Source organism: Peptoniphilus ovalis (assembly GCF_018919265.1).
Taxonomy (GTDB): domain Bacteria; phylum Bacillota; class Clostridia; order Tissierellales; family Peptoniphilaceae; genus Peptoniphilus_A; species Peptoniphilus_A ovalis.
The window spans coordinates 154,261-170,008 of record NZ_JAHLQO010000002.1 but is presented as its reverse complement, the minus strand read 5'-3'; the positions used below and the strand labels follow the sequence as shown (position 1 = coordinate 170,008).

Sequence of the window (15,748 nt, the reverse complement as noted above, 5' to 3'; positions counted from 1 at the left end):
AAGCAGTTTATTTTTTTCTCTTATATCTTTTGCATATCGATTTTTGAGTTTGATCCATATGAAATCTCATTGCATCTAATGCCTTATTTTTATTTCTATTCTTAATATTTTCGATTATTGAATTATGTTCTTCTATTGTCTCCCTTGTTCTACCTGGATTGTCAATAGCAACCAAACCAAAAAATCTAATAATATCATTTAAATTTCTCATAGTTGATTGTAAAAATTTATTTTCGCTTTTATTATAAAAATACTCATGAAATTTTCTATCAGAAAAAATAAACTCGTTATGTGTTTTAGATGTTCCTGTCTCTTCAACAATTTCTTCAAGACTTTTAATATCTTTATCTGTAAATTTATTAAAAGACTCATCTATAGCTAATAATTCTAAAGATGCTCTCACTCTTTGAGCTTGAATAATAGTTTCTAAATCAAAATTTCTAACTACATTTGGTTTATAAGGCTCATTAATTATCCAACCCTCGTATGAAAGTTGCATTAATGCTTCTCTAACTGGGGTTCGACTTATCCCAAATTCTTCTGATAATGTTCTTTCATTTAAAGATCTTCCCGGTTCATACTCTCCATTAATTATTTTATCTTTTATTTCTTCATAAGCTGCTTCTTTGTAGCTTTTAACTTCTAACAATCTTTTCACTCCCATTTTTCAAAAAATAATATTATAAATGCAATTAATAATAATACTGCTGTTACAACAATTGCTTTAAGTCCCATAAAACTTGACATTATATATCCAAGTCCTGCTCCAAGTCCAAATATTAATATGACTGCATAATATTTTTTTGCATTTTCTAAATTTTCTCTTTTACCTGTTATATGATAATTGCATAAATTTTCTGTTGCACTTCTTAAATTTCCTATGCACATTGTACTTGCAAAGTTTAGGCCATAAATTTTCTTAAAGGCATTTACTTGCATAGCACAAGAAAAAGAAAGCAGTGCATTTGCAATATTGTTGTGACTTTGTGGTATTATCGCGACAATTATCATAATAATTATTTCAAACATAATTATAAATTGTCTCCAATGAAGATTTTTGTCTTTAAATTTGTGTTCAAAAATTACTGCAACGTAAATTCCAAGTATAAAAGAAAAAATCGGCACTATGTATGATATTATACCAGATAAATTTAAATCAATTATATTTTTAAATAGAAGCACTATGTTTCCAGTTTGTGCATTTGCAAATACTCCTCCTCTTAATATGTAGGAGTAGGCATCTTGAAATCCACCAGCTAGAGTCATAAAAAATACTACTAAAAAAGTTTCGTGTAGATTTTCATAGGTTTTTATTTTCAACTCAATCACCAATTTATAGTTTAATACAAATTTATATTTTTACAAGAAAAAGCAGGCTCTCACCTGCTCTATTTTTTAGAAATTATATCAAAAATATTTACAATTATTAGAAAAACTATTGAGACAATATTTATTGGTTCTGCTCGTTCTGCTAAAATTAAAATCAGTTGAATTAGAATAAAAAATAAAGAGAATATGTAATAATACTTTTTATTTTTTAGTTCTGCATTTTTAAGTTTATATGAGTAAATTAAGAAAAATATAATATAAATTATATTTTTTAGCAAGATTATTATTTGGAATTTATTTATTTTATCACATCCTATTTTAATTATAAATTATAATTGTAAAATATATGTAAAAAGGCAGGTTTCCCTGCCAATTTTATTTCGTTCCAATATCTTTTCTATAATACGCCTTATCAAATTTTATTTTTTCCACGTTTTTGTAAGCTTTCTCTCTTGCTTCTTTTAGTGTTGATGCAAGGGAAGTTACTGAAAGAACTCTTCCTCCATTTGTTAAAAGCTTTTCTTCTTTTTTTGTACCGTTGTGAAAAACTATTATGTCGCTATCTACATCTTCAAGACCTGTAATGACTTTGCCCTTTTCATAAGAATCTGGATATCCGCCTGAGCACATAATTACAGTAAGACATGCCTCATCCTTCCACTTAATATCTTCTTCTTTTAGAGTGCCATCAATTGTCTTATTTAATATTTCAAATAAATCACAGTCAAGTCTTGGCATTAATACTTCTGTCTCAGGATCTCCAAATCGCACGTTAAATTCTAATACTTTTGGCACGTCTTTTTCTATCATAAATCCAATAAATAATATTCCAGAATATTTTAAGTTTTCAGCATCAAGTCCATCTTCAATTTGTCTGTAAATTTTATTTAGATTTTCTTCTAGTTTCTCACTTGCAGCAACTGGTGAATATGTTCCAACTCCGCCAGTGTTTGGCCCCTTGTCTCCATCGAAAATTTGCTTGTGATCTTTTGCTCTTTCAAGTGGGAATAATTTATTGTTTGACACAAGACATAGTACTGAAGCTTCTTCTCCTGTTAAAAATTCTTCTATCACTACGGTGTCTCCTTCATCTCCAAAAATTCTGTCTTTGAAGATTTTTGAAAGTGCATCAACAGCTTCTTCTTTATTTTCGCAAATACTTACGCCCTTTCCAAGGCATAGTCCGTCAGCTTTTATTACAAATGGATAGTCATATTCTTTTAAACCACTAAGTGCATCGTCATAATTTGTAAAGCTCTTGTATTTTGCAGTTCTAATATTATATTTTTCCGAGAACTTTTTTGTGAATTCTTTTGATTTTTCAAATCTCGCACATTCTTTATTTGGTCCAAATATTTTAAGTCCATTATCTCTAAATGCATCAACTATTCCATCGCAAAGCGGATCTTCAGGACCTACAACTGTCAAGTCGATTTTATTTTCTTTTGCAAATTTTAAAAGTTCATCTATATTTGTAGGGTCGATGTCTAAATTTTCTGCAAAACTTTCAGTTCCACCATTTCCCCTAGCCATATAAATTTTACTTACTTGTTCACTTTCACTAATTTTCCACGCAAGGGCATGTTCTCTTCCACCATTTCCAATAATTAGTACTTTCATATGTCCTCCTAGTGTCTAAAATGTCTCATGTGAGTAAATACAAGGCAAATATTATTTTCATTTGCATATTCTATAACTTCAGGGTCTTTAACAGATCCACCTGGCTCAACCATTACATCTATGCCAGCCTTGTCTAGTAGTTCAATTGTATCTTTAAAGAAAAATCCATCAGATGCAAGCACAGCTCCCTTTGCTTTTTCTCCTGCTCTTTCAATTGCTTCTTCAACTGCCCAAGATCTTTTTGTTTCGCCTTGACCTATGGCAAGAGTGCCGCCATCTTTTGCAATTACCACAGAATTAGATGCAGATGTCTTTACGCAAGCAAAGGCAAATTTTAATTCTTCAAGTTCTTCATCAGTTGGTTTTCTTTTTGATACAAATTCTAGTTCATCATCGTTCCAAATTGTATTGTCATCTTCTTGAATTATAATTCCATTTAAAACTTGTTTAAATCTCTTGCCTCTGTGATTTAATTTTTCAAATTCAGGAATTTCTACAAGTCTAATGTTTTTCTTTTGTGCAAGTAAATCATAAGCTTCTTTAGAAAAACTTGGTGCAATAACTATTTCTAAGAAAATCTTTGAAAGTTTTTCTGCAGTTTCTATGTCCACCTCTCTATTAAGAGCAATTATTCCGCCAAAAATTGACTCGTCATCACATTCATATGCCTTTTGAAAAGCAACTGATATGCTTTCGCCTGTTCCGATACCGCAAGGATTAGTGTGTTTAACTGCAACTGCTGCTGGCTTTTCGAAGTTAATCACTGCGTTTATTGCTCCAAACATATCGTTTAAATTGTTATAAGAAATTTGCTTTCCGTGAAGCACATTGTATTTCACATGATTTTTAGAATATGAATCTTCATAGAAAGCTGCTTTTTGATGAGGATTTTCTCCATATCTAAGTTCTTCACTTAAAGTATAAGATTTATTTAAATATCTTGGAAAATCTTCTGGCTCTCTTTCTAAGAAATAGTTGGCAATTAAGCTGTCGTAATGAGCAGTATAGCTAAATGCCTTCTTTGCCAAGTATTCTTTAAAATTTTCATCTCCACTTTCTAAATTTTTTAGAACTTTTTCGTAATCGCTTGGATCAGTTACGATATATACGTCTCTGTAATTTTTCGCAGCGGCTCTAATCATAGAAGGACCACCAATATCTATATTTTCAATCATTGTTTCGTGATCATTGTCTTCTAGTAATTTTTCTTCAAAAGGATAGAGATTGTTGACAACTATGTCTATTGGTGTGATTTTTTCTTCTTCAAGAGTCTTCATGTGTTTTTCATCATCTCTTCTTGCTAAAATCCCACCGTGAATTTTTGGATTTAAAGTCTTAACTCTTCCATCTAAAATCTCAGGAAATTCTGTCACATCTTCAACAGAAATTACATTTATTCCTGCCTCTTTAAGAATTTTAAAAGTTCCTCCAGTTGATATTATCTCGCAACCTCTCTTGTCTAGTTCCTTTGCAAATTCTACAATGCCACTTTTGTCATAAACTGAAATTAATGCTCTCATATCATTCTCCAATCTTAACCTTGCCATCTATCACTTTTAATTTATCTTCGCAAAAATATTTTACAGATTCCACTAATATTTCGTGCTCAAATTTTAAAACCTCTTGTTGCAGTTCTTCTGCATCTTCAGTTTTAACTTCAATACATTTTTGCATAATAATAGGACCTTCATCTGCATTTTCATTAACAAAATGAGTTGTGGCTCCAGTGTATTTAACGCCCTTTTCAATAACGGCTTCGTGAACTTTTAAGCCATAAAATCCCTTGCCACAAAATGAAGGTATAAGTGATGGATGAATATTAATAATTTTATTTTCGAATTTCCTAATAATTTCTTCTGGAAGGATTTTTAAATATCCCGCTAATACTATTAAATCAATATCTTTTTCCATAAGTAGAGATAAGAGCTTATCATTATCTCTAATGAAAGCTCCCTCTATTTCTGCATTTTTGGCTCTTTCAAGTCCATATGCATCTTTATTGTTAGAAATAACTATTTTAATCTCTCCATTGATATAGTTATTTCTAGTGTTGTCAATTAAAGCTTGAAGATTAGTTCCTCCGCCAGAAATTAAAACTGCAATATTTTTAGAATTTGATTTCAATTTTATCTTCTCCAGATTTTACTTTTCCAAGCTCATATATTTTTAAATCGCTATCTTTGAAGAAATCTTTGACTTTTTCTGAGTCTTCTTCTGCTACTGCAAATACAAATCCAACTCCCATATTAAAAGTCCTATACATATCTTCTATATTTAAGTCTGCCCATTCTTTTAATAGTTTAAAAATGGCAGGTGTTTCAATTACCTTAGTGTCAATTTCTGCACAAAGTCCATCAGGTATCATTCTTGGAATGTTTTCGTTAAAACCACCACCAGTGATGTGGCTCATCGCCTTAATATCAACTTGTTTTAAAAGTTCTAAAATTTCTTTTACATAAATTTTAGTTGGCTTTAGAAGTTCTTCGCCAAGAGTAGTGTCAAGTCCATCGTATTTTTCATTTAAGTCTAGTTTTGCATGGTCAAATACGATTTTTCTAACAAGAGAATAACCATTAGAATGAATTCCATTAGAGGAAAGCCCAAAGATTACATCTCCTTCTTTAACTTTAGATCCATCAATTATCTTTTCTTTATCCACTACGCCGACACAGAATCCTGCAAGGTCATAGGAGTCTTCTTCATAAACTCCAGGCATTTCAGCAGTTTCTCCGCCAATAAGTGAAGCTCCTGACTGAATACAACCTTCAGCAACGCCTGATACAATCTTTTCCATTTTTTCTGGAACAAGTTTACCAGTTGCTATATAGTCAAGGAAAAATAGAGGCTTGGCTCCTTGACATAATATATCATTTGCACACATTGCTACGCAGTCAATACCAATAGTATCGTGCTTATCAAGCATATGAGCAAGTATTACCTTAGTGCCTACACCATCAGTTCCACTAACAAGTACTGGGTTTTTAATTTCAGATAAATCTAAATTAAATAAACCAGAAAATCCACCTAGTGATGATAGCACATCTTTAGAATGAGTTTTTTCTACTACAGATTTTATAAGTTCTACTTCTCTTTGCCCGGCATCTGTATCTACGCCTGCATCTTTATAATTAATCGACATTTCTACTCCTTAACCTTCATAGATATATTCAGTATTTTTAATCTCTTCTTCCATTTTCGCTCTAAAATCTTTTAGCTTTTTGCTTAAATTCTCATCTGAAATTGCCATAATTTCGCAAGCAAGAATTGCAGCGTTTTTGCCACCATTAATTGCAACAGTTGCAACTGGCACACCACTTGGCATCTCAACCGTAGAAAGAAGTGCTTCAAGTCCACCAAGTGTTGAGCTCTTGCAAGGAACTCCAATTACAGGTCTTGTAGTTAAAGCTGCAATAACTCCACCTAAATGAGCAGCCTTTCCTGCAATTGAAATAAATACTGCAGTATCTTTTTCAGCTTCTTTTACATATTCTTCGAGGTGAGCGTGTGCTCTGTGAGCTGAAATAACTTTAGCATCATAATCAATTCCAAATTCTTTTAATTGTTTTACTATAGCATCTGCAATTTCTCTATCAGAAATTGAACCCATTATAATTGAAACTCTCATTTTATCTCCTTAAATTCCTAAATATTTAGAAACATTAAGAGGTTCTACATATTCTCCATCTTTGTAAGCTCTCATGTTTCCACCACTAACTTCATCAATTAGTACGATTTCATCAGAACCTTCTAATTTACCAAATTCAAATTTAATATCGTATAAATCTAGTCCATGTTCTTTAAGAATATCTTTAACAATATTTGCAATTTTAGCATTTAATTTTACAATTTCATCGTATTCTTCTGCTGTTAATAAATTAAGTTCAACTAATCCTTCTTTTGTGATTAGTGGATCTTCTCTTTTGTCGTCTTTTAGTGTTATTTCAGTGTAGTCGTTTAAATCTTGTCCTTCTTCTACATAAAGACCATATCTTCTGTAGAATGATCCAACAGCTTTAAATCTTGTGATAACTTCAAGGCCCTTTCCAAAAGTTTTAGCTCTTTTAACTTCCATTAAATTATTATCAACATCAGCAGAAATATAGTGAGTGTTGATTCCAGCTTCGTTAATTTTTTCAAAGAAAAATTTTGTAACTTTTAGACATTCTTTTCCAGCGCCGTCGATGCTTCCTGCAACTTCGTTTCCACCAGTATCAAAAACACCGTCAGTTCCTGTCATACTGTCCTTGAACTCTAAGAAACATTTTCCATTTTCTTCTAAAACATTTTTTGTTTTACCACTGTAAATTGTATTCATTTTTCCTCCTAAATTTTAGACAACAAATAAAGCCCAGAGAGGCAGATTTCGCAAAACCTACCCCTCTGGGCTTTTCTCCCTTAGGTGTAATACTTTTTATAATAAAAAGTACCCATGCCGCTTGGTCCTTGGCTATGCCTGGATCCCTAGGCATACTTTCGCTCAAAATGAGCTCTTACACAAATATAATAACAATAGAGTCTTTAATTGTCAATAAAATATTTGAATTATGTAACGCAGGTTTTCCTGCGCTTCTCTTACGAGAATAGGAGATTTATTTATTAAAAACTTGTACTAGAATTTAGTAATTGTAACTGTTCTTTCTTCTCCATTCCATTCGATATTTTGTTTTTCTCCATCATTTATATCTCCATTAGTTAGGTCAAAAGCCTTGGAAATATTTGTAAGTGGAAGAAGAATTCTATCATTTACAATTTTTACTTTGGAGTAAAGTTTTACCTTTTCTCCATTTACATCCATTTCATCTGAGTCTATTTGAATTTTTATAATTTTATCATCTTGTTTAAATATTGCAGTTCTTGTTTCTTCGTCGTATTCAACTTCAATTCCTAAAACTTCTGCAATAACTCTCATTGGAAGAAGTGTTCTGTCATTTTCGATAATTGGAGCTACATCAATTTTTTGTGAATTTTTTTCTTCTCCATTTATTATTTCATAGCTGTCTTTACCAATGTAAAATTTATAAATTTTTTTATTTTCTTTCTTGTCTTCTTTTCTTTCAACTTTAGCATCTTCATTTTTTGAAGATTTCGAGAAGTTTGCTTCTGCATAAACTGGATAAGTCTTAGCTTTTGTATCATTATTTACTAGATAATCATCCCAATTAGAGTCGATATCTGGTTTAACAGGTGTAACTGGCTTTATAACTTCTGGAGTTTTTTCTTCGTAATTAAATTCAATCACTTGTACAGTTCCTGAAATTTCATTAGCTACAAGAACTAGTGGTTTTCCAGTTGGAGAATCTTTTGCTTCAATTGCATAAAGTCCTTCTGGCCCAATATTTCCTCTCTTATCAAGTCCAACTTTTTCTTCCTTATCAACAGATTTTACAAAAATTCTATTGTTAAAATAATCTGCATATTTAGGACTTGTCGGGTTAGTTACATCATATATCATAATTCCTGAAATTCTTTCAAGACCAATTATTGCGTAGATTTTGTCTCCCACTCTTATTGTCTCAACATTTTCTGGTTCAGGTCCCTTTTTATTTGATCTCTTATCTTTCACATCTTCTTTTCCCTTATTGTCATCATTATCTGTGTTAAAGAAATCTGGGAAAAGTTCAGCTGTTATTTTTTCGAAATCTGAGCCTGAATTATAAACTTTTTCTAAAGTATTTGCATTGTATATTGAGAAGGATCTTCCGCCAAGTAGATAAATTTTTCCATCTGCAAGTCCGTCAGTTTCACTATTCAATAAAAATTCTGTCTTTTTATCAGCTGTATCATCAAATTTCTTGGAATCTACATTTTCATATTCTTCTTGACCTAAATCTTTATAGCCCCATTCTCTTGCATCGCCTTCATTGGCAGTTAGTATGAATTCTCCATGAATTGTCCTAAGATATGCAATTCCATCTGGCATAGGTGTTCCAAGAAAATTTTCATTTACAATTTTTATCTCTTTATTTTTATCTCTTACTGCATCAATTTCATTTCCTGGAAGGCTATGGTCAATAAATCCAAGGCCTCTTACATAATTTATTTTTCCACTTTCAATATCAATTGAAGCAATTGCATTATTTTCTTGAAGTGATACAAAAGCAGTTTTATCATCATCTGAAATTGTAATATATTCTGGTTCTAAATCTTCTTCTGGATTTGCTCCTTTTTTAAGAAGAACTCCATCTTTAATGGCTTGTTCTCTATCAATTTTAAATTCAACTTCTTTTGTAGTTTCTTTTTCAACATCTACAATTGTCACAGTTCCCTTAGGGTCAACTGCACCTTTTCCATAACCATTTCTTGGTTCACCTTCATTGGCTGATAAAATATATTTGCCATTGTTTGTGAAAGTTACCATATCTGGTTGGACTCCACATTCAAAGGATTTTACAAAATTTCCATCTTTATCTAAAATTACAATAGCACCATTTTTATCATAATCTGCATGTTGAACAGCAACTGCTAGAAGTTCTTTTTCATCATTATAAGATACTGACGTCATATCCCCTGCATTAATACCTGTTCCTTCTAAAACTTTTCCAATCTCAACTGTTTTTATTTTTTCAGTTTCACCATTTGATTTTATTTCAACAATATCAATGCTTTGAGTTTTTCCACTTACTACATAAAATCTTCCGTCTTTTTTATTATAAGTTACAATTTCAGCAACTCCACCATCTTCATGAGCTTCTCCAACAAAATATGTAGATAATTCTCTAACAAGTCCAGTGTGACTATTGTTTACTTGATAAGTTTCTGCTGCAAAGGCTGGCATAACTAAAGATGAAAGCATTACGGAAAATAATCCTACTTTTACTAAATTCTTTTTCATTTACACTCCTCCATTTGCTCCTATCTTATTAGAAAGAAGTATATAAAGTATCTATTAAATGTAAATTTTCCGTAAATTAAAAACCCTCTTTACTGGTATTCCAGTAAAGAGGGCTTTCTTTTAAAAGATTATTTTATATCTTTTAACATTGATTCCATGAACCAAATTTGTTTTTGATATTCAGTAACATGATCTTCCATTAAATTAGAAAGTAAGAAATCTTCTCCTGCTTCTTCACGAATTGCAAGAGCTGAATCCTTCATGTGTTTTATTAAAGCAAGTGCTTCTTCAATAGCTTTTTTTGGTCCAATTTCTTCTTTTCCAAGTTCTTTTACTTCAGTAAGTTCTAAATATTCTTTAACATTTGCAACTGGAAATTCTCCAATTTGCTTTTGATATTCAGCAACTTCATCATACTTTTCAAAGAAAGAATCATATAATCCTTCTAAATATTCATGAACAGCTTTAAAAGTAAATCCAACTACATTCCAATGAAGATTGTGTAATTTTACATTACCAACTAATAAATCTGCTACATATACATCAACTTTTTTACTCATAATTAATAACCTCCTATAGTATTTTTTATTTGATTTCTTTTTAATTTTAATAATATTTGTTATCATTAATAACTATTAATAAGATACCCTAGGAATTTTAAATTAAACATTTTTAATAAAAATTATCAATTATTTTCTTCTAAAAATCTTTTTGCAATGTATGCGTGCACTGCCGCTCCAACATAAAAATGGTCTTCTTTAAACTGCACATTTGGATGATGCAAATAATTTTCTACTCCTTCATCAATACTTCCTACTCCAAGTGTAAATAAAACTGATGGAACTTTTAATGCCAGTGATGAGAAATCTTCTGATCCAGTGAAACCTTTGGACTCTATTGCATTTTCATCTCCAAGAATTTCCTTCACATATTTTGTAAATTTCATTGAAAGTTCTTTTTCATTTATAAGAGGTGGCATCCCATAGACATGTTCAACTACTGCCTTTGCTCCAAATAAATTTGCATTATGAAGTGAAATTTCTTCTACTCTTTCAAAAAGTCTTTTTCGAGACTCGTGGCTTTCGCTTCTCAAAGAAACTTCCATCTCGCAATAATCCGCAACAGTATTAACAGCAGTACCTCCTGAAATTTTTCCAACAAGTGCTATATTTTCTTCTTTTGCAAAAAAATTTGTGCTGACCATTGAATTAATATCAATTGCGATTCTTGAAGCAACTTGTATTGCATCTACTCCAAGATATGGAGTTGAGCCATGTGCTGGCTTTCCAAAGACCTTTACTTTTATTGCATCTCCTGAAAGCATAAGAGGTCCTGATTTATATTGAACAGTTCCGGACTTCGTATCATCTCTTCCACTCATAACGTGAATTGCAAAAGCAGCATCTACTTTTGGATTTTCTAAAATTCCATTTTCAATCATATCCTCTGCTCCTGCCATAATTTCTTCTGCGGGTTGGAACATAAATTTTACATAACCTTTTAATTCTTCTTCGTGTTCCTTTAAGTACTTAGCCGTTGCAAGAAGCATTGATGTGTGAATATCGTGACCACATGCATGGCAATTTCCATTTCTCGCAGCAAAATCCAAATCAGATTCTTCTTCCATTGGAAGTGCATCCATGTCTGCTCTTAATAAAATAGTCTTTCCTCCAGGATTTCCTAAAGTGAAAGTAATTCCAGCTTTGCCGCAATCATTTGGTTTAATTCCATAAGAAACTAATCTTTCTTTTACAAAAGCTTTAGTTTTATCAAGTTCAAATCCAAGCTCTGCAAATTCGTGAATTGTTCTTCTATTTTTTATTATTTCATCATTTAAAAATTTAAAATCATTTAAAATTTTTTTCATCTCATCACCTTTTCTATTTTAATTATAATAATATATAATTTTGAAAATAACTATAATGAAAAGTTTAGCACAAAAAAATGCCGCAATAGCGACATTTCTATTTATAATCTTTGTATCCAATTATTTTTATGCTTGGCATATCTTTTATTTTTACATCTTCCTTTTCTTTAATATAATCAAAAATTATTTCAGGCATTTCTTTATTTGTCTCTGAAATTACTTGGCTTGAATCAAGCACCGGAAAATCTCCTCCTCCACCTGCTCTATAAGAGTTAAGTGCAATTTGAAGGATGTCTGTATCTTCAACTTCTTTTCCTTTATAAATTAAGGATACAATTCTATTGCCTGGTTCATTTTTGTAATCATATGTGTAAGAAATCCCTGAGTAGATATCGTAATTAAAAATTAAATTTTTAGGAAATTTATATTTTGGATTTACAATAAGACTTTCGCCATCTAATACAAAATAAAGTGAATTGAATTCTAAAATTTCTTTTAATTCCTTGCCAGTGATTTCAACCTTCATAAGAGTATTATTAAAGGGATAGCTCGCCATAATTTCTCTCATAGTTACATTTCTATCAAGTCCTCTAATATTTTCGTTAAATATAGAAGTTGCTGCGATATCTGCTCCCAAAGCTTCCATTTGAATTTGATTTATTAAATCTATAAATGTATGGCCATTAATTTGGGCGTCCATAATATCTTCAATTCTTGCAGAAGGCTCAATTGTTCCTGCTTTTTTATCGAGCATTTCATTAACAGAAATCATATCATTTTTAAGAAATTCTTCCATTTCTTCATTAGGAGAATAATCTTTTAAGTCCACTAGTTTTGCTTCTAAGTTTTTAACTTCTCCCTTTTCAAAATCAAAAGAAATTTCACTGATATTTGAAGCGGCAAATCCCGGCTGAGCATAGGCTTTTTCATCAATCACTCCTGACGTCATCAAGTGCTGATGACCAGTTAGCAGCACATCAAAATCAAGTCCACTGTTTAAAAGTGCATATCCTTCATTTTCTCCAGTTTGCTTTTCAAGTTCTTCTCCAGTTTCTAAATCTTTTTCAAATCCGCCGTGATATGCGACTATGACAATATCACAGTTTTCTTCATTTCTTAGAATAGGCACGAATTTTTTTGCAGATTCCAGTGCACTATTAAATTTTAGACCTGCAATATTTTCTTCGCCTTCCCAATGAGGGATATATTGAGTTACAAGTCCAAGAATTCCAATTCTCACATCTTCAATCTCAATAATTTTATAAGGTGAATCAAAAATTTCTTTATCAGAATTATTTTCAACATTTGCACAAAGTATTGGTGCATCTGAAGAATTTTTTGCACTTTCTAAATATGAAAGTCCATAATTAAAATCGTGATTGCCGAGGACAAGTGCATCTGGTTTTAATAAATTTATAGCATTTATATTCCCACTTGCTCGATTTTCTTCCTTGTAAAAACTTGATAAAGGTGAGCCTTGAATGAGATCACCTGTATCAACATAAATTACATTTGAATTTTCTCTTCTTATTTTTTCTATATATGTTTTTGCCCTAGATAGTCCATGACTTTCCATTACGTCCTTTTCTACAAAAGATTTAGATGTGAAATATCCATGGACATCAGATGTGTGTAAAATAATAAATTTCATAATCAATTCCCGTATGCTAATTTTTTACGAAGTTTTGTAGATAAATATTCAACTATTAATACAACTACCATTAGTGATATTAAAATTGCCCCAACTTCATTCCAACGATATGCATTAATTGCCATCATAAGAGGTGCACCTACACCACCTGCTCCTACTAAACCAAGAGTTGTAGCATCACGCATATTCATATCAAAACGATAAATTATTGTGGAAATAAAACTTGCAGAAAGCTGTGGTATAATTCCATATCTAATTTTTCCGAAAGTTTCGATTCCCAATGATTCAAAGGCTTCTAATATATTTGTATCAATATTTGAAATTGTTTCTTGGAATAACTTTGTCATCATACCAACAGATGTAAAGGTCATAGTCATAACCCCTGCAAAAGGTCCAGGACCTGTTACACGAATAAACATAAGACCATATACAATTGCTGGAACTGTACGAATTACTAAAATTAAAAATTGAAACAAAATAGCAACTGGCCTTGGAACAATATTATCAGATGATAAAAATGCAAGTGGCAGTGAAACTATTGCTCCAATAAGTGTACCAATAAATGCGATACAAATTGTCTCAAAAATTAAATACCAAAGTCCTCCACGTGAAAAATCAAAAAGTAGATTTGTATCAGGTGTCAAAATTCCTTTAATTATTGAATAGACAACTTCTCCACCATTTCCAGTATAATTTGAAAAATCTATAACACTAGAAGACCATACTAAAGATCCTATAACAATTATTGTAATTAATGTCTGAATAAGCCTAAAGTTGGGCTCATTTTCAAAGACTTCATCAATTCTTTTTACCTTTTCCATATTATCTCCTAACTTAATTTCTTACGGATGGTTCTAGAAGTTACTTCTATAATCATAACAGTGATAATTAAAGCAAAAAGGATTGTACCTACTTTATTATAATCTCTCCATCCAATGTTTTCATTAATAATAAGTCCCAGTCCACCTGCTCCTACATAACCAAGAATTGATGCATATCTTACATTTCCTTCAAAGTTAAATAGAGAAGTAGATATATAAGTTGCTAAAATTTCTGGCATAACACCTTTGATAAATGCCATTTGCTTAGTGTAACCCATAGAAATCATAGCTTCATAAGCTCCCATCTCCACTGTTTCAATTTCTTCATACATAATCTTTCCAACATAGGAGAAGGAAAATAGAAATATAGCAAAAGTACCTGCAAGTGTTCCTAGACCAAAGATATAAGTTGCGATAAGTGCTGATACAAGTGTAGGAAGTGTTCTAACAATTGTAAATAATAATTTCACAATCCAGTTAATAATGTTGTTGTGAATCATATTTTGCGCTGCCAAAAATGAAATTGGAAGTGCAACAAATGCCCCTAAGAATGATCCAAATAGAGACATCTTAATTGTATCAATTAAAGGTCCAATTACACTTGGAAGGTATTCCCAATTTGGTTTTAAAAGTTCTCCAACAATTTTCCAAAGTTGATGCATATTTCTAAAAAGCATTGCAACAGAAAATTCTGTCACAGAAAGAGCAACTACAAGTGCAATTAATAAAATAAGACAAATTGCAGGAACTCTGGATTTTTTCTCAAGTACTTCCTTTCCATTTGAAAGTACAATTCTTTTTGGTTTAAAAATTTTATCATAGAAATTCATAACAAACTCCTATTCTACTACAATACTCTTTGGGTCTTGCCCGTAAATATTTGTTATTACCTCATCATTTACTTCAGATGGATGACCTGAAAATACAATTTCTCCCTTTCTCACTCCAAGAACTCTAGTGGCATATTTTAAAGCCATGTCAACATCGTGGATATTAATAAGAATTGTAATATTGTATTTTTGGTTAAGATTTGTGAAGTAATTCATAACTTGTCTACTTGTTACTGGGTCAAGAGATGCAATAGGCTCATCAGCAAGGATAATTGTAGGCTTTTGTACAATAGTTCTTGCGAGTGCCACACGTTGTTTTTGTCCACCTGATAATGCGTCAGTTCTTTGATAAGCTTTGTCTAAGATGTCAACACTGTCTAATGCTTCAAGAGCTTTTTTCTTCATATCGTCACTGTAAAGTCCAAAAACTTTTTTAAATCCCGATAATTCTGGTATAAATGCTGATAAAACATTCTTTTGGACAGTAGTTCTCTCTACAAGGTTAAATCCTTGAAAGACCATTCCAATATCTCTACGAAAATCTCTTAGTTCTTGACCTTTAAGTGATGAAACATCTTTGCCATTTACAGTAAGCTTTCCACTTGTTATGTCGTGCATTTTATTTATAGTTCTAATAAGAGTTGACTTACCAGCTCCTGAACCACCAATTATTGCTACAAACTCTCCATCTTCAATAGTTAGATTGACATTCTTCAGGGCTTTAAATCCATTTTCATATTCTTTATCTACATTAATAAATTCAATCATTTCTAATCCTTTCAAAAATAATTAAGTAAA

At 31.3% G+C, this 15,748-nt stretch carries 15 protein-coding genes; all 15 read right to left on the bottom strand.

Annotation, left to right across the window (positions count from 1 at the left end; all coding sequences use genetic code 11):
- Positions 1–7 precede the first annotated feature (7 nt).
- The 15 genes from KQI68_RS03035 to phnC all read right to left on the bottom strand — a co-directional run bounded on the left by KQI68_RS03035 (position 8) and on the right by phnC (position 15,718).
- On the bottom strand, positions 8–649 hold the full coding sequence (locus tag KQI68_RS03035) for a GntR family transcriptional regulator (protein WP_216548654.1): 642 nt from the start codon (positions 647–649) through the stop codon (positions 8–10).
- A gap of 5 nt (positions 650–654) precedes the next feature.
- Complete coding sequence (locus KQI68_RS03030) at positions 655–1,320, bottom strand: YoaK family protein (RefSeq protein ID WP_216548653.1); 666 nt, start codon at positions 1,318–1,320, stop codon at positions 655–657.
- A 384-nt stretch (positions 1,321–1,704) separates the two neighbouring features.
- Positions 1,705–2,949: a phosphoribosylamine--glycine ligase gene (gene purD / locus KQI68_RS03025; RefSeq protein WP_216548652.1), complete on the bottom strand. Its 1,245-nt coding sequence runs from the start codon at positions 2,947–2,949 to the stop codon at positions 1,705–1,707.
- Positions 2,950–2,957: 8 nt separating this feature from the next.
- Positions 2,958–4,469 (bottom strand): bifunctional phosphoribosylaminoimidazolecarboxamide formyltransferase/IMP cyclohydrolase, encoded by a 1,512-nt coding sequence (gene purH, locus KQI68_RS03020; protein ID WP_216548651.1) that lies wholly within the window; start codon positions 4,467–4,469, stop codon positions 2,958–2,960.
- A gap of 1 nt (position 4,470) precedes the next feature.
- Complete coding sequence (purN, locus tag KQI68_RS03015; protein ID WP_216548650.1) at positions 4,471–5,073, bottom strand: phosphoribosylglycinamide formyltransferase; 603 nt, start codon at positions 5,071–5,073, stop codon at positions 4,471–4,473.
- Positions 5,057–6,088: a phosphoribosylformylglycinamidine cyclo-ligase gene (gene purM, locus KQI68_RS03010; RefSeq protein WP_216548649.1), complete on the bottom strand. Its 1,032-nt coding sequence runs from the start codon at positions 6,086–6,088 to the stop codon at positions 5,057–5,059. The genes purN and purM overlap by 17 nt, the downstream gene beginning before the upstream one ends.
- 9 nt (positions 6,089–6,097) lie before the next feature.
- Entirely contained in the window at positions 6,098–6,574 is a 477-nt protein-coding gene (gene purE / locus KQI68_RS03005) for a 5-(carboxyamino)imidazole ribonucleotide mutase (protein WP_216548648.1), read from the bottom strand.
- A gap of 9 nt (positions 6,575–6,583) precedes the next feature.
- Entirely contained in the window at positions 6,584–7,264 is a 681-nt protein-coding gene (locus tag KQI68_RS03000; protein WP_216548647.1) for a phosphoribosylaminoimidazolesuccinocarboxamide synthase, read from the bottom strand.
- Between the two features lie 294 nt (positions 7,265–7,558).
- Positions 7,559–9,781: a choice-of-anchor I family protein gene (locus KQI68_RS02995; RefSeq protein ID WP_216548646.1), complete on the bottom strand. Its 2,223-nt coding sequence runs from the start codon at positions 9,779–9,781 to the stop codon at positions 7,559–7,561.
- 128 nt (positions 9,782–9,909) lie between these two features.
- On the bottom strand, positions 9,910–10,341 hold the full coding sequence (locus KQI68_RS02990) for a Dps family protein (RefSeq protein ID WP_216548645.1): 432 nt from the start codon (positions 10,339–10,341) through the stop codon (positions 9,910–9,912).
- A gap of 125 nt (positions 10,342–10,466) precedes the next feature.
- A complete protein-coding gene (locus tag KQI68_RS02985) occupies positions 10,467–11,648 on the bottom strand; it encodes a M20 metallopeptidase family protein (protein WP_216548644.1) in 1,182 nt (393 codons plus the stop codon).
- Positions 11,649–11,745: 97 nt separating this feature from the next.
- On the bottom strand, positions 11,746–13,299 hold the full coding sequence (locus tag KQI68_RS02980; RefSeq protein ID WP_216548643.1) for a bifunctional metallophosphatase/5'-nucleotidase: 1,554 nt from the start codon (positions 13,297–13,299) through the stop codon (positions 11,746–11,748).
- A 2-nt stretch (positions 13,300–13,301) separates the two neighbouring features.
- Positions 13,302–14,120, bottom strand: coding sequence for a phosphonate ABC transporter, permease protein PhnE (gene phnE, locus KQI68_RS02975; RefSeq protein WP_216548642.1), 819 nt, complete (start codon positions 14,118–14,120; stop codon positions 13,302–13,304).
- Positions 14,121–14,128: 8 nt separating this feature from the next.
- Entirely contained in the window at positions 14,129–14,950 is an 822-nt protein-coding gene (gene phnE / locus KQI68_RS02970; protein WP_216548641.1) for a phosphonate ABC transporter, permease protein PhnE, read from the bottom strand.
- Between the two features lie 9 nt (positions 14,951–14,959).
- Positions 14,960–15,718: a phosphonate ABC transporter ATP-binding protein gene (phnC, locus tag KQI68_RS02965; RefSeq protein WP_216548777.1), complete on the bottom strand. Its 759-nt coding sequence runs from the start codon at positions 15,716–15,718 to the stop codon at positions 14,960–14,962.
- Between the last annotated feature and the right edge of the window lie 30 nt (positions 15,719–15,748).

What these genes read in the sequence shown, in the direction of transcription:
- purD (WP_216548652.1), bottom strand. Translation starts at nt 2,949, where the DNA reads ATGAAAGTACTAATTATTGGAAATGGTGGAAGAGAACATGCCCTTGCG.
- purH (WP_216548651.1), bottom strand. Translation starts at nt 4,469, where the DNA reads ATGAGAGCATTAATTTCAGTTTATGACAAAAGTGGCATTGTAGAATTT.
- purM (WP_216548649.1), bottom strand. Translation starts at nt 6,088, where the DNA reads ATGTCGATTAATTATAAAGATGCAGGCGTAGATACAGATGCCGGGCAA.
- purE (WP_216548648.1), bottom strand. Translation starts at nt 6,574, where the DNA reads ATGAGAGTTTCAATTATAATGGGTTCAATTTCTGATAGAGAAATTGCA.
- KQI68_RS03000 (WP_216548647.1), bottom strand. Translation starts at nt 7,264, where the DNA reads ATGAATACAATTTACAGTGGTAAAACAAAAAATGTTTTAGAAGAAAAT.
- KQI68_RS02995 (WP_216548646.1), bottom strand. Translation starts at nt 9,781, where the DNA reads ATGAAAAAGAATTTAGTAAAAGTAGGATTATTTTCCGTAATGCTTTCA.
- KQI68_RS02990 (WP_216548645.1), bottom strand. Translation starts at nt 10,341, where the DNA reads ATGAGTAAAAAAGTTGATGTATATGTAGCAGATTTATTAGTTGGTAAT.
- KQI68_RS02985 (WP_216548644.1), bottom strand. Translation starts at nt 11,648, where the DNA reads ATGAAAAAAATTTTAAATGATTTTAAATTTTTAAATGATGAAATAATA.
- KQI68_RS02980 (WP_216548643.1), bottom strand. Translation starts at nt 13,299, where the DNA reads ATGAAATTTATTATTTTACACACATCTGATGTCCATGGATATTTCACA.
- phnE (WP_216548642.1), bottom strand. Translation starts at nt 14,120, where the DNA reads ATGGAAAAGGTAAAAAGAATTGATGAAGTCTTTGAAAATGAGCCCAAC.
- phnE (WP_216548641.1), bottom strand. Translation starts at nt 14,950, where the DNA reads ATGAATTTCTATGATAAAATTTTTAAACCAAAAAGAATTGTACTTTCA.
- phnC (WP_216548777.1), bottom strand. Translation starts at nt 15,718, where the DNA reads ATGATTGAATTTATTAATGTAGATAAAGAATATGAAAATGGATTTAAA.